General features: G+C 37.5%; 18 protein-coding genes. 8 read left to right on the top strand and 10 right to left on the bottom strand.

Features of this window, described 5'->3' with window-relative positions:
• Window positions 1-34 precede the first annotated feature (34 nt).
• From hpnI to dxs, 3 genes are all read right to left on the bottom strand, one after another.
• Window positions 35-1,213, bottom strand: coding sequence for a bacteriohopanetetrol glucosamine biosynthesis glycosyltransferase HpnI (gene hpnI / locus QMN76_RS09535; RefSeq protein WP_282024548.1), 1,179 nt, complete (start codon window positions 1,211-1,213; stop codon window positions 35-37).
• Window positions 1,214-1,231: 18 nt separating this feature from the next.
• On the bottom strand, window positions 1,232-1,885 hold the full coding sequence (locus tag QMN76_RS09530) for an MlaC/ttg2D family ABC transporter substrate-binding protein (RefSeq protein WP_282024547.1): 654 nt from the start codon (window positions 1,883-1,885) through the stop codon (window positions 1,232-1,234).
• Window positions 1,886-1,950: 65 nt separating this feature from the next.
• Window positions 1,951-3,969 (bottom strand): 1-deoxy-D-xylulose-5-phosphate synthase, encoded by a 2,019-nt coding sequence (dxs, locus tag QMN76_RS09525; protein ID WP_051462091.1) that lies wholly within the window; start codon window positions 3,967-3,969, stop codon window positions 1,951-1,953.
• Window positions 3,970-4,394: 425 nt separating this feature from the next.
• Here dxs and hpnH point away from each other — a divergent pair, with 425 nt between their 5' ends.
• The 3 genes from hpnH to QMN76_RS09510 all read left to right on the top strand — a co-directional run bounded on the left by hpnH (window position 4,395) and on the right by QMN76_RS09510 (window position 8,649).
• Window positions 4,395-5,585 (top strand): adenosyl-hopene transferase HpnH, encoded by a 1,191-nt coding sequence (gene hpnH / locus QMN76_RS09520; protein WP_034340554.1) that lies wholly within the window; start codon window positions 4,395-4,397, stop codon window positions 5,583-5,585.
• Between the two features lie 184 nt (window positions 5,586-5,769).
• A complete protein-coding gene (aspA, locus tag QMN76_RS09515) occupies window positions 5,770-7,197 on the top strand; it encodes an aspartate ammonia-lyase (protein WP_282024546.1) in 1,428 nt (475 codons plus the stop codon).
• A gap of 162 nt (window positions 7,198-7,359) precedes the next feature.
• Window positions 7,360-8,649, top strand: a complete 1,290-nt coding sequence (locus QMN76_RS09510; protein WP_282024545.1) for a hemolysin family protein — start codon at window positions 7,360-7,362, stop codon at window positions 8,647-8,649.
• 52 nt (window positions 8,650-8,701) lie between these two features.
• Here the strand turns inward: QMN76_RS09510 and QMN76_RS09505 are convergent, their stop codons facing one another.
• Both QMN76_RS09505 and QMN76_RS09500 read right to left on the bottom strand, forming a co-directional pair.
• Entirely contained in the window at window positions 8,702-10,579 is a 1,878-nt protein-coding gene (locus tag QMN76_RS09505; protein WP_282024544.1) for a lytic transglycosylase domain-containing protein, read from the bottom strand.
• 100 nt (window positions 10,580-10,679) lie between these two features.
• Window positions 10,680-11,435, bottom strand: coding sequence for a uracil-DNA glycosylase (locus QMN76_RS09500; protein WP_034340548.1), 756 nt, complete (start codon window positions 11,433-11,435; stop codon window positions 10,680-10,682).
• Between the two features lie 40 nt (window positions 11,436-11,475).
• On the opposite strand from QMN76_RS09500, the gene QMN76_RS09495 reads away from it, so the two are divergent.
• The 3 genes from QMN76_RS09495 (at window position 11,476) to QMN76_RS09485 (ending at window position 14,580) form a co-directional block, all read left to right on the top strand.
• Window positions 11,476-13,242: a tetratricopeptide repeat protein gene (locus tag QMN76_RS09495; protein ID WP_282024543.1), complete on the top strand. Its 1,767-nt coding sequence runs from the start codon at window positions 11,476-11,478 to the stop codon at window positions 13,240-13,242.
• 15 nt (window positions 13,243-13,257) lie between these two features.
• Complete coding sequence (locus tag QMN76_RS09490) at window positions 13,258-14,133, top strand: 4-(cytidine 5'-diphospho)-2-C-methyl-D-erythritol kinase (RefSeq protein ID WP_282024542.1); 876 nt, start codon at window positions 13,258-13,260, stop codon at window positions 14,131-14,133.
• Between the two features lie 72 nt (window positions 14,134-14,205).
• Entirely contained in the window at window positions 14,206-14,580 is a 375-nt protein-coding gene (locus tag QMN76_RS09485) for a hypothetical protein (protein WP_051462090.1), read from the top strand.
• A 63-nt stretch (window positions 14,581-14,643) separates the two neighbouring features.
• Here the strand turns inward: QMN76_RS09485 and QMN76_RS09480 are convergent, their stop codons facing one another.
• The 3 genes from QMN76_RS09480 to QMN76_RS09470 all read right to left on the bottom strand — a co-directional run bounded on the left by QMN76_RS09480 (window position 14,644) and on the right by QMN76_RS09470 (window position 17,414).
• Window positions 14,644-15,222: a YqaA family protein gene (locus QMN76_RS09480; protein WP_282024541.1), complete on the bottom strand. Its 579-nt coding sequence runs from the start codon at window positions 15,220-15,222 to the stop codon at window positions 14,644-14,646.
• Window positions 15,223-15,310: 88 nt separating this feature from the next.
• Window positions 15,311-16,702: an ATP-binding protein gene (locus tag QMN76_RS09475; protein WP_034340535.1), complete on the bottom strand. Its 1,392-nt coding sequence runs from the start codon at window positions 16,700-16,702 to the stop codon at window positions 15,311-15,313.
• Entirely contained in the window at window positions 16,695-17,414 is a 720-nt protein-coding gene (locus QMN76_RS09470) for a response regulator (RefSeq protein WP_034340531.1), read from the bottom strand. Before QMN76_RS09470 ends, QMN76_RS09475 begins: the two co-directional genes overlap by 8 nt.
• 296 nt (window positions 17,415-17,710) lie before the next feature.
• Here QMN76_RS09470 and QMN76_RS09465 point away from each other — a divergent pair, with 296 nt between their 5' ends.
• Window positions 17,711-18,124, top strand: a complete 414-nt coding sequence (locus QMN76_RS09465; RefSeq protein ID WP_282024540.1) for a rhodanese-like domain-containing protein — start codon at window positions 17,711-17,713, stop codon at window positions 18,122-18,124.
• 2 nt (window positions 18,125-18,126) lie between these two features.
• Here the strand turns inward: QMN76_RS09465 and QMN76_RS09460 are convergent, their stop codons facing one another.
• The gene (locus QMN76_RS09460; protein ID WP_034340525.1) at window positions 18,127-19,014 is read right to left on the bottom strand and encodes a DUF2272 domain-containing protein; all 888 of its coding nucleotides are present in this window, start codon (window positions 19,012-19,014) and stop codon (window positions 18,127-18,129) included.
• Window positions 19,015-19,245: 231 nt separating this feature from the next.
• Between QMN76_RS09460 and panC the strand changes: the two genes are divergently transcribed.
• Complete coding sequence (gene panC / locus QMN76_RS09455) at window positions 19,246-20,067, top strand: pantoate--beta-alanine ligase (RefSeq protein WP_034340522.1); 822 nt, start codon at window positions 19,246-19,248, stop codon at window positions 20,065-20,067.
• A 59-nt stretch (window positions 20,068-20,126) separates the two neighbouring features.
• On the opposite strand, the gene dksA is transcribed toward panC, so the two are convergent.
• The gene (gene dksA / locus QMN76_RS09450; RefSeq protein WP_034340519.1) at window positions 20,127-20,558 is read right to left on the bottom strand and encodes an RNA polymerase-binding protein DksA; all 432 of its coding nucleotides are present in this window, start codon (window positions 20,556-20,558) and stop codon (window positions 20,127-20,129) included.
• Window positions 20,559-20,792: the final 234 nt, after the last annotated feature.

Here is a 20,792-nt window from a genome sequence, read left to right as displayed (position 1 = left end):
AAGATATAGTTTTCAAAATACTAAATTGATTTGGTTATATATCACTATATAGTGTCGTTTGGAACTCTGGATGTTTTTTTATTGTCATTTTTTGTCCACGCCAGGTCACTTTGGTTCCAAAAAAGCTGTTAAACATGACCAATGCAGAGAACCAATCTCTGTAAGGAAGCAAAGATATTATGCGTAAAGATGGATAGTTTAATTTTTTGTTAATTAAGAGACAGCAAAGTGCTTTTACACCCCAACATAGCAAGAAACATATCCACGATATCCAAGTCAGTGGATTAAATATAACCGCTAAAGATGCCCAAAATAATGGCAGTTGTAAAAATGATAGTGTAAAACCAATAGGTTCTAGAATAAACGTTGTTCGATTCCAGCGCAATTCATGTTCATAAAGTGAAAACAAATCTTTTTCAGTAACTGTTGTTTGAACAATATCAGGGGCAAGAGCAATATCCAAATATTGTGCTTTAATTTTTCTTCCTAAGACCGCATCATCAGCAACGTAATTAACTAGGCTTGTAAACCCACCAATTTTTTCTAATAAATCGCGCTTGATGGCAATGGCGGCGCCCAAGCAATCTTGCCGGCCTAGATATCGAGATAATAACACGCCAGGCATAAAATTATAGTTGATATGTGCACTGGCTATATGTTGAACACGAGATTCAAAAGAGGGAAGACCACTATATAAGGAAGTTACAAGACCAATATTAGGTTTTTGTAGCTCTAAAACCATCTCTTTTAGATAGTTTTTATTAGGAGCATGAATGTCTGAATCGGATATAATAAAAATTTCATGTTTTGCAGCAGGAAACATATTGATTAAGTTTGAAACTTTTCGATTATGCCCATGAATATCTGGATTAACAACAATATTAATCTCTACATTCGGATAGAGTTTTTGTAAGTTCTTGACAATAGTTAACGCAGGATCTTTAGAGTGGTGTAAACCGAAAATAATTTGTAAGTTTGGATAGTTTTGTTCACAGAAACTTTGTAAAGCTTCAAAGAGTAACGGTTCTTTACCCGATAACGGTTTAAATACTGTAACTTTAGGTAGTGTATTTGTAGAATAGCTTTCTATTTTTTTATTCTTTTGAAAAAATTGAACTAATAAAGAGCCAATGGCTGCTTGGATGCATCCCAAAGCAGCACAACTTAGTAAAAGTTTATTGGATTTTGAAAGCTTAAAAAGTGAACAAGACATAAAGACTCAGAAATTATTTTATTTGTTAAATGATTGTGTTTTTTTATTCAACATTTCAACCAAAGCTTGGCTGCCACCCTTGGCAAGGGTAGAGCTAAAATCTCCACGTTGAATTGCCGTCTGGCTGATATTTCCATTTAATAATACATCAATAATTCTCCATCCTTGTGGAGTTTTATGAACGATATAATTAATTTGTGTTGCATCACTACCAGAGCCAACTGTTGTACTAATAATTTGATTTGTACCTGAAGGTGCAGTTTTTACTTCTGGAGAAATTTTGAATTGGGTATCTGAACTATTAGCAAAACTTGAAAGATACCGTGCTGTGGTATAATTTTTAAATGCAGTTAAAACGGCTTCTTTTTCTTGTGGTGTAAAAGTTTCATAACGATACCCTACAGTTTTGCTAATAATCGCAGGAAAATCATAACTGACATCCAACGCTTGATTTAAGAGAGCAGTCCGTTGCGCTGGTGAATTTTTAGAAGATTTTTGAATAGCACTTAACGCTTGATAGAGTTTTACAACAGGTTCTTTAGAAGCACTTTGTGCATTTGTACTAGGTGTGCTTGCTATAGGTTGTTTAGACAGGGTCTGTGCCAGAACTTGGGTGCTTGCACCACTAAGTGCTGTAAAACCACACAAAAGAAAGAAATATCGTAATTTCATTGTTATACTTACTCTATGTTTAACTTATACATTATCATATGATATTAGACTAAGGTGATCGATAATCAAGCCCCAATAGCTTTTAAAGCCGTTTTTACAATTGATGTGGCATCCAAACCTGCTTGAGCATATTGTGCTGTTTGCGTATCATGGTGAATGAAAAAATCTGGAATAACCATGGGTCTAAAGCGAATATTATCTAACAAACCATTTCCCGCAAGATGTTCCATTACAAAAGCGCCAAAACCACCACGAGAACCTTCTTCTATTGTGATTAATACTTTATGATTACGAGCAATTTGGTTGATTAAATCTGTATCCAGCGGTTTTGCAAATCGTGCATCAATAATTGTCGGTGAGTAACCTTGCTCTGTTAAATTTTCAGCTGCCTTCAAACATTCAGTTAAACGTGCACCAAAAGAAAGGATAGCAATTCCACCTTTTTCTTTTCCTGTTTGCTCTCCCATTTCTTGGACGATACGGCCTTTACCGATCTCCAAAATCTCAGCTTGGCTAGGTAATTTTAATCCAAGTCCAGGGCCTCGTGGGAATCTAAAAGCAATCGGACCCTCGTCAAACTCCGCAGCAGTTGCCGTCATATGCATTAACTCTAACTCATTACTTGGAGCCATTAATACGATATTAGGAAGGCAGCCTAAATACGCAATATCATAGGTTCCAGCATGCGTTGCACCATCAGCACCAACGAGCCCAGCACGGTCGATTGCAAAACGAACTGGTAATTTTTGTAAAACAACGTCATGCATGACTTGGTCATAACCGCGTTGTAAAAAAGATGAGTAAATTGCACAGAATGGGCGGATGCCTTCTGTAGCCAATCCAGCGGCAAATGTTACAGCATGTTGTTCAGCTATGCCTACATCAAAATAACGGTCTGGGAATTTTTGCTCGAATTTATCTAACCCTGTTCCCGTAGGCATTGCAGCGGTAATAGCAACGATTTGTTCATCTTTTTCTGCACATTTTAACAATTCTTTGCTAAAAACAGAGGTATATGAAGCAGGACCAGGAGGCGCTTTTGTTTGTTCGCCTGTTATGACGTTAAACTTTGAAACAGCGTGATATTTATCTCCAGAGCTTTCTGCTGGTTTATATCCATACCCCTTTTGTGTCACAATATGAAGCAAAACGGGTCCAAGATGCTCTGCATCACGCAAGTTACGTAAAACAGGAACAAGTTGTTGTAGATTATGACCATCAATTGGCCCAACATAATAAAAACCGAGCTCTTCAAACAAGGTTCCACCCGTCATCATAGAGCGTGCATATTCTTCTGCTCTTTTCGCTCTTTTTTCGATGCTTTCAGGAAGCTTGCTGGCTACTCGGGCAGCAAGGTCACGAAGTCCTAGGAAATGACGAGAAGATAAAAGCTGTGACAGATAAACAGACATTGATCCGACAGGTTGTGAAATCGACATTTCGTTATCATTTAAAATAACAATAAGATTTTCAGCACCAGGACCTGCAACAGCAGCATTATTCATGGCTTCATAAGCCATTCCCGCCGTAATAGAGCCATCACCAATTACAGCAATTGCGCTACGTTCTTTGTAACTTGGATCATGTTTTGCTTTGTAATGATTAGCAACAGCAATCCCCAAGGCAGCAGAAATAGAGGTTGATGAGTGTGCTGCACCAAATGGATCGTAAATGCTTTCTGAGCGTTTAGTAAAACCAGACAATCCACCAGGTTGGCGCAGAGTACGAATTAATTCTCTGCGTCCAGTCAGGATTTTATGAGGGTATGCTTGATGTCCCACGTCCCAAATTAAGGAATCTCTGGGTGTATCAAAGACTGCATGTAAAGCAACGGTGAGTTCAACAACACCTAAAGACGCGCCTAAATGCCCGCCAGTTGTTGAAACAACATCGATTGTTTCTGCGCGCAGTTCTCGAGCAACTTGTTCAAGTTGTTCGATAGATAAGTTGTTCAAATCAACTGGATATTGAATATGATCCAGCAGGGGAAAACGCCCATAGGTAGGAATAGATTTAATGAATTTGGCCGATTCATTTCCTAAAGGATTGGTTTGATTTTTAGGATTTTCGGGTTGTTCATCCATGTTTGATCTCATCCGTTTGGTTACACAAGGATACAAATGAGCGGAACATTTGTATTTCATAAAATTGTATTAAACTGTTTAATACTAGATTGAAACTTCTAATTATACGAATCTTTATTCAATAAACAGTATATTCGATCATTTTAATATTGTTTTTTAAAAATCACATGATATTTATGTGATATATATATCACCATATAGAATAAGAGGGAGTGTTTTATGTAAAAATTTACCCTTTTTATAGAATTATATTATGGTGTTTCCTAAATTATATACTTACAAGATTTTAAATAAAATTATTCTTACGAAATATATTTTATTATTTAAAAGATGATTTTACTCTTGTCGTATAATATTATTTATCTTAAATAAATATCCAATTTGTTGTATTTTAAACGCCGGTTTTCCGGCTTGGGAGCTGAAAAATGGCTGTTCCTCTGATGCAGGCGGTACGAGTCGGCAGTTATGTTGTGAAACAACATTTACAAGGGCGCAAAAAATATCCGCTGGTTTTGATGTTGGAACCACTATTACGTTGTAACCTGGCTTGCTCTGGTTGTGGAAAGATTGATTATCCAGCTGAGATTTTGAACCAACGGTTGAGTGTTCAAGAATGTTTAGACGCGGATGCTGAATGTGGTGCCCCAGTCGTTGCTGTGGCTGGAGGGGAACCTTTATTACATAAAGATATGCCCAAAATTATCCAAGGGTTAATTGCACGTAAACGTTATGTTTATTTGTGTACGAATGGATTGTTGCTAGAAAAGAAAATTGATGATTATAAGCCATCTCCATTCTTTTCTTGGGATATCCATTTGGACGGCGATCAGATAATGCATGATGCTTCTGTATGTCAAGAAGGTGTTTACGACAGAGCAGTTGCCGCTATTAAGCTTGCAAAATCAAAAGGGTTCAGAGTTTCAATTAATTGTACTTTATTTGATGGTACAGATCCTCATCGTGTTGCAACATTTTTTGATGAGGTCATGGCATTAGGTGTCGATGGAATTATGACAGCACCTGGTTATGCGTATGAACGTGCACCTGATCAAGAACATTTCTTGAATCGTCAAAAAACCAAACAATTATTCCGTGATATCTTCCGATTGGGTAAAGGGCATAAATGGCGTTTTACTCAGTCTCCTTTATTCCTTAATTTCCTTGCTGGAAATGAACAATATCATTGTACTCCTTGGGGTAAACCTTTGAAAACAGTTTTTGGATGGCAACGTCCTTGTTATCTGTTGGGTGAGGGATATGCAGCCTCTTATCAAGAGTTGATGGATGATACCAACTGGGATTTATATGGCACGGGGAATTATGCGAAATGTGCAGATTGTATGGTGCATTCTGGGTATGAATCTACCGCTGTAAAAGATGCAATTCAACGTCCGTGGCACATTGCTCAGGTTGCATTGATGGGACCAAAAACAGAAGGACCAATGGCACCAGAGATTGATTTGTCAAAACAACGCCCTGCTGAATATGCCTATAATGAGCAGGTCGAAGGTTTGATGCAAAAAATCAAAACCGAGGCCCCAAGTCAAAGTAAGCGTACGACAACTATTCGTCGTGTTAAAGCTGTAAAAAAAGACGAAATATCTGAAAACTCATAAGTATTCCAGAGAAAATTAGAAATTTGAAAGCAAGCCCTTAAATATTATGAAGGGCTTGTTTTTTTTTGTGAAGAGCATCCATTGTGTTTAGATAGATTGGTAGTTTTAATTTTACTTGCTTATTACCCATTTCTTTATACCATGAGATGTGTATCAAATTAATTAAAATAAAGAGGACTTTCTTATGTCAGACCAAACATTTCGTACGGAAAAAGATCTTTTGGGGTCGATGGACGTACCAAGTGATGCTTATTATGGAGTTCAAACGTTAAGAGCGATTAATAATTTTAAATTAACGGGCGTTCCTTTGTCCCATTTTGCGCACCTAGTGAATGGCCTAGCAATGGTAAAATGGTCAGCAGCTGCGGCTAATCACAAGTTGGGCTATTTATCTGATGAAAAATATCATGCCATTGAAAAAGCTTGTCAGCGTATTATCAAGGGCGAGTTTCACGATCAATTCCAAGTGGATATGATTCAAGGTGGTGCTGGGACTTCTACCAATATGAATGCTAATGAAGTTATTGCGAATATAGCTTTAGAAGAAATGGGGCATAAAAAAGGGGAATATCAATATTTGCATCCAAATAATGATGTGAATATGGCTCAGTCTACTAATGATGCGTATCCTACAGCTATTCGGGTGGGTTTATTATTAGGATATGACTCAATCTTGGTTTCACTTTCGAAACTTAGAGATTCTTTTGCTAAAAAAGGTAAAGAATTTTCACATGTCATTAAAATGGGTCGTACACAATTGCAAGATGCAGTGCCTATGACATTAGGGCAAGAATTCAATGCTTTTGCGACAACCATGACCGAGGATTTAGAGCGTATTCGTGTGTTGGTTCCTGATTTGCTTTGTGAAGTAAACCTTGGGGGTACTGCAATTGGAACGGGGATTAATGCAGATCCTCACTATCAAGCATTAGCTGTCGAGCATTTAGCACGGATTACAGGGCATAAATTATTGCCGGCTACAGATTTAATCGAAGCCACTTCTGATATGGGGGCTTTTGTCTTGCTTTCTGGCATGTTGAAACGGACAGCTGTCAAATTATCTAAGATTTGTAATGATTTAAGATTATTATCTAGTGGCCCCAGAACAGGAATTAATGAAATAAACCTTCCTGCTAGACAACCAGGCAGCTCTATTATGCCTGGCAAGGTTAATCCTGTTATTCCAGAGGCGGTAAACCAAGTAGCTTTTACAGTGATTGGAAATGATTTGGCGTTGACTTTGGCAGCAGAAGGGGGACAGTTACAGTTAAATGTCATGGAACCTTTAATTGCTTATAAAACGATGAGTTCTAGTATTTTATTAATTCGTGCTATGGATATGTTAAGAGAGTTATGTATTGATGGCATCACGGCAAATGTAGAGCATTGTAAAAACCTTGTTGAGCATTCTATTGGCCTTGTGACAGCTTTGAACCCTTATATTGGGTATGAAAATGCAACACGAATTGCACGTAAAGCTTTGGAAACTGGAAAAGGAGTGTTAGAGCTGGTTCGTGAAGAAAAGCTACTCAGTGAAGATGAGTTGGAAAAAATCCTCAAGCCTGAAAATATGATTGCACCACATTTGGCATTGTCTGATTTAAAACATTAGAATTTATTTGTAATCTTACTCTATTCCTTATTTAATATAATATTAAAATAAGGAATAGACAGTTGAATCTTATCAAGATATTTGAATTAAAATTACATTTTGTATTCAAACCATGTATATAGGTCTTTCGGATTTTTTCTTGCGTCAGGTCAGTAACAATTTATGATTATTTCTATTCTAATTATTATATGCTTAATTTTTCTTAATGGTATGTTCGCCATGGGGGAACTGGCATTAATTTCTAGTCGAAAAACGAGATTAGTTACGATGCAACGTCAAGGTGTGCGTGGCGCAGACCGTGCAATTCGCTTGATGGAAGATCCTCAAAGCTTTTTACCGACTATTCAAATTGGAATTACAATTGTTGCCATTTTTGAAGGGGCTTTTGGGGGGGCAAGAATTGAAGCATCCTTGGGGCATTGGCTAAGCACGTTTCCTGTTATTGGACCATTTGCAGATGATGTTTCAATTTTTGTTGTCGTTTTAATTATTACATTTTTTATGTTGGTTTTTGGAGAGTTGGTTCCAAAGCAGATTGCTTTACAAGATCCAGAAATTATTGCAGTTAAATTGGCGAGAACTTTCGAGATCATGTCTCGGGTTGCTTCTCCTATAGTATGGATTTTGGGGAAATGTTCAGAGGCTATTTTAAAATTATTACGTCGTCATAAAAAAATACGTATTGCTGTTAGTGAAGAAGAGCTACGTGCTTATATTGCTGAAGGAGCTCAGGCTGGGATTTTAGAGATCGAAGAGCGCAATATGATTGAGCGTCTTTTGCGTCTTGCTGATCGTCCTGTACGTGCTTTGATGAGGCCTCGAAACGAAATTGTTTGGGTGGATCGTTCTACTTCTGCAGCCGAGTTAAAAAAGATTTTATTAAATGTTCAACATTCACGTTTAGTAGTGTGTGAAGGTGGTATTGATAATCCATTAGGGATTATTTCTGCTAATGATGTATTAACGATGGTTTTGCAAGGCAAAGAATTATCCATTGATGGATGTTTGCAATTACCTTTGGTTGTACCAGACAGTATGTCTGCATTAGATGCTCTTGAACGGTTAAGAGCAGATGTATTAGGTGTCGTTTTGGTATTAGATGAGTATGGCTCTTTTGAGGGAATTATCACTGCATCAGATATATTCAAAGCTATTGTTGGTGAGGTTAATCAGCCCTTGGATGCGCCTCGTCTTGAATCTGGTATTGTGAATGAGTATTTGCTTGATGGTACGACATTAGTTGATGGAATCAAAGATCAGCTTAACCTAGATGACTTACCTGCAGAGGGCAGCTATCATACACTAGGTGGTTTAATTTTGGCATTACTTCGTCGCGTTCCTATTACTGGGGATAAAGTGGTATTTTCTGGCTGGTTATTCGAAGTGATTGAAATGGATGGTAGGCGTGTCACGAAAGTCAAGGCCAGTAAGCAGGCTGTGGCACAGAATTAATATGCATATTCATTAAAAAGGCTTTTCTTTGTATAAAGAAAAGCCTTTTTATTTAATGAAGTGTTACTGTTTTCATTAGTTGTTGTTCATCATCAAAACTGGGCCATTCATTTTGAGCCAAAGATTTCAAAGATGGTTTGGGCAGATCTAACTCTTTCGAATATATCCATAAATAAGTTAACGCACGATGCAGGTAATTACGTGTTTCTGATAAAGGAATTGATTCCATAAATAATAATGGATCATGTTGGTGATCAGTTATTTCTAACCATTTCCCAATCATAGAAGGCCCCGCATTATAACTGGCTAACATATGTAATAAATTGCCACCTTGAGCTTCATTTTTATTGGAAAGTTCTGCCAAATGTTCTAAATAAAGCTGCCCAATTTCCAAATTAAGAGCTGCATTTTGAAGTTCAGCAGGATGGTTCAAAGAAAGATTATCTTGCTTTTTGGCAATATATTTGGCTGTTACAGGCATAATTTGCATTAAACCCATCGCCCCATTTCTAGAAATTGCTTTACTGTTAAAATTAGATTCCAAACGGGTTAAGGCATAAACCAAAGCAGGATTCATTTTGAATCCGTGACGTGGTTTAAGGTTTGGTATGGGTAAGGCCAGATCATTTTTGACTGTTTCATCATGATGGATCAAAATTGTCTGTAGCTGATCAGAAAGTTCTGTGAAACCAGCGGCTTTGGCAACTAATTGAATAGAACGAGACAAAGGAAGATTAAGATTGCTTTGCATCCATAATTGTCTAAGGACAATTTCTGCTCTGTCTTTTTCGCCAACTTGCAATAACGCAAAAAAACGTTTGCCTAATGCTGTATCTTCGATGGCACTGATGTCTACATTGCTGATAATATCAACAGGTTTAGCTTTAAAAGACAGAGTTTGTTTGCCCTCTTGTAGCGTTTCACGGGCTAGAATACCGTAAAAAGTTAACGGAAACTTAGCTGCTCTGTGCAGCCATGTTTGATATCCTTGTAGATCATTAACACTCAAACGGGTACGCGCTGCCCAAAAGAAGCACCCTCCTTGTAGATGAGGAGAGGTTATATCTGCGTGAGAGGCTTTGGAAAAAAGATAAAAGGCTAAATCGTTTTGATCTTGTTTCCACTCAATAAGTCCTGCGATATATCCTGCTAATGCAATTCGTCCTTTGGACAGTGAAAAAGCTTGTTGTGCAATATGTAATGCGTATTCATCTTTGCCTGTAGCAAAGAGTTGTTGTGCGATTTCTGCCTGTAATTGAGCTGCATATAAATCAGTCATTCCAGGAGTTTTTTCAATGAGTTCAAGGGCATTTTTAGCCCCTTTTTCACCTAAAGTGCTGCGTGTATAGATCGTTCGATCTAAGCGTGGATTTCTTTTAAAAGGTGTGACAATTGGATCGGTCTCTTTTGGTGTTGGCAAAGATATTTGTATGACATTTGCTTTTAATACCGGTAAAGAGTGGTCAAGAGGGAGGCCCCCTGTTTCAGCGGAAATTAAACCATTCAATTTTTTGATGATTTCAGTAGAATCAGCATAGAATGAAAAGTTTTTTAGCCATAGCCTAAGTTGCCCGTTGTTGGGTGTAAATTGAGGGTTAAGATAACGCTCAGCTAAAATATCGCCAAGCAACAAGTTATCTGAAATTTGAATCGTTTCAGATTGAGCCGTTGTGAAATCCCCTTTGCGTTGTAGATCAAATATGTGACGAATACGTCTAGCATCCAGCGTGTCCAAAGGACGAGGAAACCGAATTGAACCATTATTGCCACTCGACGAAGGACGAGTAGCCGCAATGGTTGATTCTTCATATTGATCTTGCTGCGTAGGTGTTTGTGCTCTGATAGCAGAAACAGAAACACCAGCAAACAAAGTTGCGCTGGCCACCAAAGCCCGCACAACAGAAGGGGAGATAGAATATATCCCTTGCATAATAAGTTGAATTTAGATTCAAATATAAATAAATCAAGCTTTTATTTTACTAAAAGAAATATTCTTTGGCGATATATTAAAATCTAATCCTTTATTACGATTAATCTATTTCCGTTTTATATAGTGCAGAACGGATACGAAGAAGGTCGCGCCAAGTTTCTTGCCTAATCTTGCTACTTGCCTGAATTTGGGAAGGGTGCCGTAATGGAAAAAGCTGTAACGTAATATGTGTTTGTGGCAAGTGGATAGTATGCCATTTCCCTTGTAATTGACTGATTGGAGCACTGGATTGTGTAAGTGTACGTGCAGGAAGTGTTCCAATGCTTATGACGAATTTGGGTTTATAGATTTCTAGTGCTTTATACAAAAAAGGCAGACAAGTAGTCAGCTCATTAATAGATAATTGGCGCCCTCCAGGGGGGCGCCAAGGAATAAGAGGCATGCAAAAACAATCATCCAAGGAAACTTGAATGCTATCAAACATTTGTCTTAACCAAAATTCAGATTGCCCAAAAAAAACTTGCCCATTACGATCTTCATCTGCATCTGGAACTTCACCAATAACAAAAAATGGAGCAAGAGGATTTCCTTTTGGTAAAACAGAGTGCATTGCCGTATTATATAAAGGATAATCTTTAAACGAAGTGATTGCTTGGCAAATATCTTCTATATTTTTTGCTTGTAAGGAATAATTTTGATGTCTTAAGAAATTACTGCTATGAGAAGATGAGGTTTTTATAATAGGAATTGCGGTTGTTGGCTTTACATTCTCTAAATGATTTGTACATAAAGAGGTAAGGGTTTCATCAACACCCCATTCTGAATAAAGATTTAAAAGAGATAAATGATCAAACATGTTGGGTTTGAAGATCCAGCTTATTGAGAAGATGTACATTATGCAATGCCAGCGCTTTTTATGCACTATATTTTTATCAATTTCTGTTCTTATTGAGATTCCTCTTGCTTCAAAAGCTCTTGCCATTGCACAGGATCCTGAACCTATTCTTCCTTTTGAACACAAAAAAGGGGGCTATGGGGACTTTTTAGCAGCCGTTTTTGCAGCCAGAACCGATGATAGCGATATGGCAGCACGCTTATATAATAATGTTTTGTCATTGCGGCCAACAGATAGTGATCTGCGCCGAATCACTTTTTACCATAGTGTTCTTGCGGGGAATGATATTGCAATTGGCCTTGCCAAAACTCAAAGAGATCCGATTGCTGATTTGATTCGGGCAAATGATGCAATTATTAAAGGTCAATGGCAAGAAGCTTATCGTGATGTTTCTCGTCCACCCATCGACGTGTTCAGCCAGATTACTTATCCTTTGTTACAAGCGTGGTGCTTATATGGAGAAGGTAAAAAAGATCAAGCTTTAGCGGTGTTAACAAAAAATAGCCAAGGAAAACCTTTATCTGCTTTATATGCGTTACATGCTGGCATTATGTATTCTTTATCTAAAGACGAGGAAAAAGCAGGGCAGTATTTTGCGATAGCAGATAAAAATTTCCCAGGTGAAGATTTGCTGCTAACTCAGACTTATGGAAATTGGTTAGTACGTCACCATAGAGCTGGAAAAGCAGAAGCAATGGTGAGCGCTTTGGTGAAAAATTTACCTTTTTTACAAATTTCGACTCAAGATTTAGAAAATAATCTGCAAAAATTTCCTGTGCAAAATGCAAAACAAGTCATCGCACAAGTATATTTGGCAATGGCTTCTATTTTACAACAAGATCTCGCCTCTCAACCCCCAGATATAAGTATTGATCAAAAGCTTGCCAATAAAATCGCATTGCATACTCAGCAGATTTTTTTACGCTTGGCATTAAGGTTAAATCCTGAGTTATCTTCTGCTAAGATGATGCTTTCTGGTATTTTGGCTCAAGAAAAACATTTTAATGCTGCCAAGGATGTTTTGTTACCTATCTCACCGAATGATCCTTTAAAAACCGTTATACAATTACGTGTTGCGCGTTTGAATGCATTATTAGATCATAATCAAGAGGCAGAACAAGAGGTTAAAGCATTAGTTAAGGCCTATCCTCTTTCTGCTGATATCAGACAAGCATTAGGCGATTTATATTTTGATCGTAAACAATATAAAGAGGCAGCCGAGACTTATAGTAAGGTTCTTGAGCTAACCTCACTAATGAATAGTAATATCTGGCCTGTTTTTTTCGCAAGGGCGGTTTGTTATGAAAAATTGGGCGAATGGGACAAAGCAGAGAAAGACTTAAAGCAAGCTTTGGTTTTCGCACCTAATGAACCGATGTTATTAAATTATTTAGGATATTCTTGGGTCTTAAAAGACCGCAATCTAAAGGAAGCTCAGGAAATCTTACAAAAGGCTGTCGATATTGCTCCTGATGAAGGGGCAATTCGTGATAGTTTGGGTTGGGCGATGATTGTGAATGGCCAACTTGAGGATGGCGTAAAACAACTAGAGTTGGCTGCAGAAACGATCCCACAAGACCCAGAGTTAAATTATCATTTAGGTGTTGCTTATTGGAAAACAGGGCGGCATCAAGAAGCTATTAATCAATGGAATGTGGCTCTTAATTGCCAGCCCACGCCTGAAGAAAAAGTTTTGATTTTAAAAGCTTTGCAAGATGTCAAAGAAAATAAAGATATTTCAATTAACACTAACCAAAAAGCTAATTAGAGGATGTTCTTGCGCATGGAAGAAAAAGCGTATGCAAAAATTAATTTAAATTTGCATGTCACTGGTAAAAGAGAGGATGGATATCATTTACTCGATAGTTTAGTCGTTTTTCCTGATGTTGGAGATTATGTTAGTGTAGAGCCTGCGGATGTAGATCAAGCAGATTTAGTTACGTTACAGATAACTGGTCCTTTTTCAGGATCTCTGCAAAATGAAGATTTAAAGAATAATTTAATTGTTAAGGCAGCTTATCAATTAGTTGCTTATACTGATAAATCTTTATCACCTATTAAATTACTATTAGAAAAAAACTTACCTGTTGCCTCGGGAATTGGAGGAGGTTCTGCTGATGCAGCGGCAACTCTGAGGTTGTTGATACGGTATTGGGGGTTGAAAATATCAGCGCAAGAACTAGCGCAAATTGCATTGAAATTAGGGGCTGATGTTCCTGTTTGTTTAAATTCTGTTTCTCAACGTATGGAAGGAATTGGCGAAACACTCTCTCTATTACCAAATTTACCGCAGTTTGGTATGATTTTAGTCAATCATGGAGAGGCAGTTTCAACAGCAGAAATTTTTCGTCACAGAGCAGCACATTTTTCAAAATATATAGATTCAACACAAAATTTAACTAGTTTTGATCAATTCATTCAAGAATTAATAAAATTAACCAATGATTTGCAACCGCCTGCATGTTTGTTGAATCCTGCAATTAATACAGTATTGCAAGCAATTGAAGAGCTTCCTTTTTGTCGTTTGTCTCGAATGAGTGGTTCTGGGGCTACATGTTTTGGGCTGTTTGAAACGGAACAGCAAGCCCAAGCCGCCGCTGCGATATTAACAAAGAAACATTCTTGGTGGATTTGGGGGGGGAAAGGCGTTGCAAAATAGGTCTATATTTTTGTTAATTAAATTGTACAAAGATGTTATTAGTTAAAGAAATAATTATAGTAAGAGGGCAAGATGAGCGTTGATATTAATATAAAATTGTCAGAGGATCGAGAAAAAACCACATTAACCTTTTCTGGTGGTGGTGATCCTGAAGCAAAAATTGATTTAACACAAAAAGAATTAGAAGACTTAATCCGTGTTTTAGGAATTGTACATTGGTCAATGGCTGATGGAAAACCTATTCCTGAAATTAAAGGTGCACAATTAAAGCCAGCTTATCAAACAAAATGGGCCATACAAAGAGATAAAGACACTCTTGGAACGTTACTTGCTTTTCAACATCCTGGTTACGGTGCAGTTGGCTTTGTTTTAGCAGATGATCAAGCAAAAGAATTTGCAAAGGCTTTACAAAAAAGCGTAAGACTTAAAAAACCAATAAAAAATTAAATTACAAAAAAACCTACTTTAATAAACTAAAGTAGGTTTTTTTATAAGAATTTAAGTTAGATTTTATATATATTTGAATGCTAATAAACCACCAAGTAGCAAAATACAAAAAGCTGTTGCTACCCAAATCATACGTTTTTCGACGAAATCTTGAATAGGAGGACCAAATTTATATAGTAATGCTGCTTCTGCAAAAAACCGCACACCACGTGTCACAAGGCTGGCGATCATAAAAGGCACAAGAGAGAAGTGCGCAGCTCCAGAAGCAATGGTAACGAATTTATAAGGAATAGGAGTTAATCCCTTAATAAGAATAATCCAAACACCATAGGCTTTAAATTTTTCCTGTAAATTAATTAGCTGTTGTTCCGCGTGATAAAAATGCACAATTGGCATGGCAAGATATTCTAATAAAAATGCTCCAATTACCCATCCCAAAAGGCCACCTAAGACACTAAAAATAGTACATATGGTTGCGTAATACCAGGCTTTCTCTCTTTTTGCCAAAATCATTGGGCATAATAAAATGTCAGGAGGAATGGGGAAGAAGCTAGCTTCTGCAAAAGCAATACAAGCCAGCCATATCGTTGCAAAACGACTGCCAGCAAGTTGAATGGCACGTTGATAAAGACGGTTTAGCATGAAAAATGTTTCCAGCAATTCAAATTAATGAGTATAGCTCTGCCACTTTTATTATGACACTGCAAGGTTTTATCATCCAATTAAAGATTTATGCAACCAATGTAACTTTTGCGCATAAGCCATGTGGTGAACGATTTTCAAGAGTAATATCTCCACCTTGTTCATGAATGATATTGCGCGTAATAGATAGCCCTAGCCCTGTTCCTCCTGTTTCCCGATTGCGGCTTTCTTCCATTCTGACAAAAGGTTCAAATACACGATCTAGGGATGCTTCATCAATTCCAGGGCCATCATCTTCGATTAAAATAATAACATGTTTATCATGAAGCGGATCAAGAGTGGTCGCAATATGCTCTGTCTTTAAAGTAATAAAAACACTGCCAGCATAATGAAGCGCATTTTCCATAAGATTTTGTAAGGCGCGTTTTAAACTAATAGGTCGTGCTTTTAGGGTAATTCTTGGCGTGGGTTCATTTAATAGGATATTTTCTTTTTTATCCGGATGCGTTTCTTGAAGCTCATGAACTAAGGTCTGTAATAATTTTGTTATATCTAATGAAACAATAGGTTCGTGACGCGTGCTGTCTTTACCAAACGCAAGTGTTGCTTTGATCATACTTTCCAATTCATCTAAATCAGCAATAAATTTTCTTTGTAGCGTTGGATCCTCAATAAATTCAGAACGTAATTTCAATCGAGTGATAGGAGTACGTAAGTCATGTCCAATAGCTAGCAAAAGTTGAGTTCTATCATTAACAAATCGGTTAATACGGCGTGCCATATTATTAAATGCACGTGCAGCTCTGGCAACTTCTAAAGGTCCTGTTTCAGGTAGGGGGGGTGCATTAACATCTTGCCCGAGCCTTTCTGCAGCAGCACCCAAGGTACCAACAGGGGCAATTAATCTGCGTACTCCCCATAAAGTTAATAGTCCCGTGGCAGTTGCCATCACGAAAAAAGCAATAGGGAAAGTTGCTGATGTAAAGGGGTTAGGGGAGGATAAAGTATAGCTGATATTAAGCCATTTATTATCATCAGGTAATTGAAAGGCAATCGCGCTACGATGTGTATCGCGATCAGAGGCAGCTATAATCTCTTTTGGTCGTAATTCAGGAGGGAAAAGGATAGTCGTCAAAAGATGGGTAATGGTTTGTTCTAGTTTTTGAGAACGTGGGGAGATTTTTTGTAAATCTGGTTTATCCGAAAGAAATACTTTGAAACCTGGCATAGGATCAAGATTATTGATTTCATCAGCACGCTCTTCACCACTATCTGTTTCAGAGATGTCGCGATAAACGGCTGTGGCACGATTAGCTGCTTCTTGCTCTTGGGTTAATCGATCAAAATCCAAACGATCTAATGTATGAATCATTAACCCGCATGCTTCAACCAGCCCTATACCGATAATAAGGAGTAAGCCCGTTCTGGCGGCTAGAGAAGATGGCCATAACCGCCATTTTTTGGACGTTTTTTTAGACATGACGAACAGGTACCGCGATCAAATAACCACCTCTGTGAACGGTTTTGATGATTTGAGATTGTCTGCCATCATCTTGTAATTTTCGTCTTAAACGGCTGAGAGTAACGTCTATGGTGCGGTCTGTTGGAGGAAGTTCATGCCCATAGAGAATATCTGATAATTGATCTCGGTTTACGATCTTAGGTGCATGTTCAAGCAAAGCCAGTAATAGATCATACTCTTTACCAGTTAAAGGAACGGCGGATTTATCAATATTTAAAAGTTGACGTGATATAGGGTTAAGAACCCATTCACCAAATTGAATGGATTTGTTTTGTTGGTTAAGTGTCGATTGTACCCGACGTCGAGATCGATGCAAAACGGAATGTATCCGTGCTAGTAATTCTCGGGGGTTAAAAGGTTTGGCTAGATAGTCATCAGCACCGAGCTCTAGGCCAATAATTCTGTCGGCTTCTTCGCCCATAGCGGTAAGCATGATAATAGGAATATCATCTTGTTGTCTTAACCAATGTGCAATTTCAAATCCACTTTCCCCAGGTAGCATTAAGTCTAAAATAACTAAATTATAAGTATTTTTTTTCCATACCTGGCGTGTTTGTTCACCATTATAGGCGTAGCTCACTTCGAAGTGATGACGTTTTAAAAATTGACATAGCAATTCAACAATTTCATGGTCATCATCAATAATTAATAAATGTGCCGGATGTTCCATATCATTTAGTCCTGTTTTTAGAATGTATACTCGTATGAATTGGGTTGGAAAGCAAGGGTAAAGCTTGTTTATTTATCTTTGGAATATTTTAAGGATATGATTTGTTTTTGACTATTTTGAGTAATTTGTGCTGCTTTGATCGTAAAATAACAATTTTTTGAAATATTGTGGTTATTTACAGGATTTATGTAACGAATAATGGTGGTTATTATAGTAGGTTTTTAAAGTCTTCTATTCGTAGTATATTATGATGAATATGATTTTAAATTCACTTATAGATATAAAGGTTCTGTTTAATGATTGATGAAAAAACACCCATGGAAACTTGGAAACAATTACAAGTTGATAAAGAAGCAGTGTTGATTGATGTGCGTACACCTCAAGAATGGGAACAAATTGGTTACCCTGATCTGTCAACTTTATCTCAGGAACTTTTAAAAATCAGTGTGCAAACTATTTTTGGTGAAAGGAACGATAATTTTGTTTCTGAACTTCGCCAGGCAGGTGTAAGGCCAGAACAAACAGTATATTTTATCTGTCGTTCAGGAAAGCGCAGTATGTTGGCAGCGAGTTTAGCTCAACATAGTGGTTTTAATCATGTGGTTAATGTCAAAGATGGATTTGAAGGCCCTGCTGATCCCAATGGTATTACAGGTAAAGTAGCAGGGTGGTTGGCTGAAAAACTACCTGTTCTTCAGCCAGTTCGGTAAGCTTATTTATGTGACGCTGTTTCAGCGTCATATAAAACTTCTAATACAACACACCAAGGATAACGAGAATCATAGCTGATTCCATCAGGCCCTGCTAATTTGCCTGTTGTATCCACAGGAACATGGGTCATTGCCACAGAATCGTCTACGTTTCCACCAATAATACTGATTTGACGACCAAAAGGTTGTCCATTTTCGTTTACAGCCACAACAATTCCGCAATGGGCTGGGAACATAGACCCTGTTGGTAAGCTTGAAAAACGAATACCATCTCTATTTTTACCTCGTGCAGTACAAATCATATCCCCAAGCTTAGGTGCATAGGTTGCTGGGTCTTGAGCATGAAGGATTGGAGATTCATTAGATGCGGCTGCATTAATATAGGTCGAATGATTAGGAGAGTATGGGAAACGATTATTTGCTCCTGCAATTCTCATAACATAAGAAATGAATGCTGCTGACCATGCGTAATGTCCATCATTACGAAAGTTAAAAGCAGTACCATTAGAATTGTGTTTACCTGTATAACTGCCCTCAGACATTCCAGGATCCATACCAATCCACCAATACTCTCCAACGCGTTGCCAAAGGCCTGGCATGCGTTCAGCTTTAAAATCTGGGACTTCTGGCTCTGGGTGTTGTAATGGGTCATAATCAGCAACAGGTTGTCCAAATAAACGCCATTCGCGCAGAGCAATTGCAACAGCCTCTTGTCTTGCAAAAGGTTCAAAATTATTGGTCGCAAAATCAGGAACACGATCATCATAAATAGATCTTTGTTGCTGTTGTGGATATGCCCCCCCTGGGGTTGGGCGAACTTGATTATTAGCAGGACCACCACAAGCAGTCAGGAACCCTAATAAAATAAAAGGGGAAAGTTTGCGTATCATGTTTATATTGAACCACCCGAGAGTAAGGAGTTAAAAAGAATTAAAGCAGTATATTACTGTATTGTTATGTAAAATAATTTTGTATTTTTTGAAATCATTTTTATTTGCATAGGAAGAGTATTCCAGAAGGGTTGTTGTTTTTTAGCACTTATGCTTTTTAAGAATATAGGATTGGGTTTATTCTTATAGTAAGATGCTGATTTATTATTTTATTCATTAAGGTTCATTTCAATGATAATTGCACGTAATTTACAAGAATTTTTACAAGCTAGGGCTAGTTTTAAAGACTATTCTGTGGCGTTAGTACCAACAATGGGCGCGTTACATGATGGTCATATGGCACTGGTAAAACGTGCTAAAGAACTGGCTCATTATTGTATTGTAACAATATTTGTGAACCAGCTGCAATTTGATCAAAAAGAAGATTTTAGTCGTTATCCTAAAACGGAAGAACATGATATTAAGTTATTAGAACAACATCAGGTTGATTTGGTGTGGTTGCCTAGAGTTGGAGATATTTATCCCAAAGGTTTTGCAACACAGATTGTTGTTGATGGCCCTTCTTTATTATGGGAAGGGGAAAAAAGACCAGGGCATTTTTCGGGTGTTGCGACGGTTGTTTATCGTCTATTTTCTTTGATCAAACCGCATGTTGCTTGTTTTGGTGAAAAAGATTGGCAGCAATTACAAGTGATTCGCAGAATGGTTGAGGATTTGAATATCCCTATTTCGATTTTTGGTGTGCCAATCGTACGTGAAGTGGATGGCTTAGCAAAATCTTCGCGTAATCGTTTTTTATCACAAGAAGAGCAACAAAAGTCAGCTTTATTATATCAAGTGTTAAATAAAAGTTACCAAAGGTTACAAAATGGTGAGGTGATATCTCAGGTTTTAGAGAGTGCTGTTGATGAATTATCCCAAAAAGGATTTGAAGTGGACTATTTTAATGCTGTGGATGGTAAATCTTTGTGTAAGATTTCTGAATGGTCCAGTAATAGCCGCTTGATTACAGCCGCTAAATTAGGGTCTGTGCGCTTATTAGATAATATGTAAATAATAAAAGCCTTGTTTTATAAAACAAGGCTTTTACAAATAAAGAATAGATAGATCATTTAATCTACAGGTAGATCATCTCGATATACTTTTTCTTTTCTTTCATGTTGTTCTTGGGCTTCAACAGACATTGTTGCAACAGGACGAGCTTCAAGGCGTTTTAAGCTGATAGGTTCTCCTGTTACTTCACAATAACCATAGCTGCCGTCGTCTATTTTGCGCAATGCTTGCTCAATTTTTGATAATAATTTTCTAGCACGATCGTGGGTTCTAAGCTCTAAAGCACGATCAGTTTCAGAGCTGGCACGGTCGTTAAGGTCAATATCCGCAGGGCGATCTTGAGATAAGTGGTTTAAGGCTTCGGTAGAGTTGTTAAGTATCGAATCACGCCAGGCTTCTAGTTTAGCTTTGAAATATGCTTGTTGACGAGGATTCATAAACTCCTCATCATCAGAAGGTTTGTAGTCATTGTTAAATGATAACGTGTTCATATATTATGCACCTATTTTTGGCATATAGAAAAATAATATGGTATAAAAAACTATCCTTACTATCTGATTTTTAAGGGTTATAATATTAACAGCTCTTTACGCCAAGGAAAAAATGTATTTTAAATGAAAAAAAAATTAATATACGCAAAAAAATGAGATAAATTCACAAGGTAAACTTTTCATTCATTTTAAAAAAAATGCAACAAAGCTAAAAAAAAGCTTGTGATTCCATAG

It is taken from the genome of Commensalibacter papalotli (ex Botero et al. 2024), from assembly GCF_947179115.1.
Classification (GTDB): domain Bacteria; phylum Pseudomonadota; class Alphaproteobacteria; order Acetobacterales; family Acetobacteraceae; genus Commensalibacter; species Commensalibacter papalotli.
The sequence above is the reverse complement of the archived record's forward strand: the minus strand, read 5'-3'. Positions and strand labels throughout refer to the sequence as shown.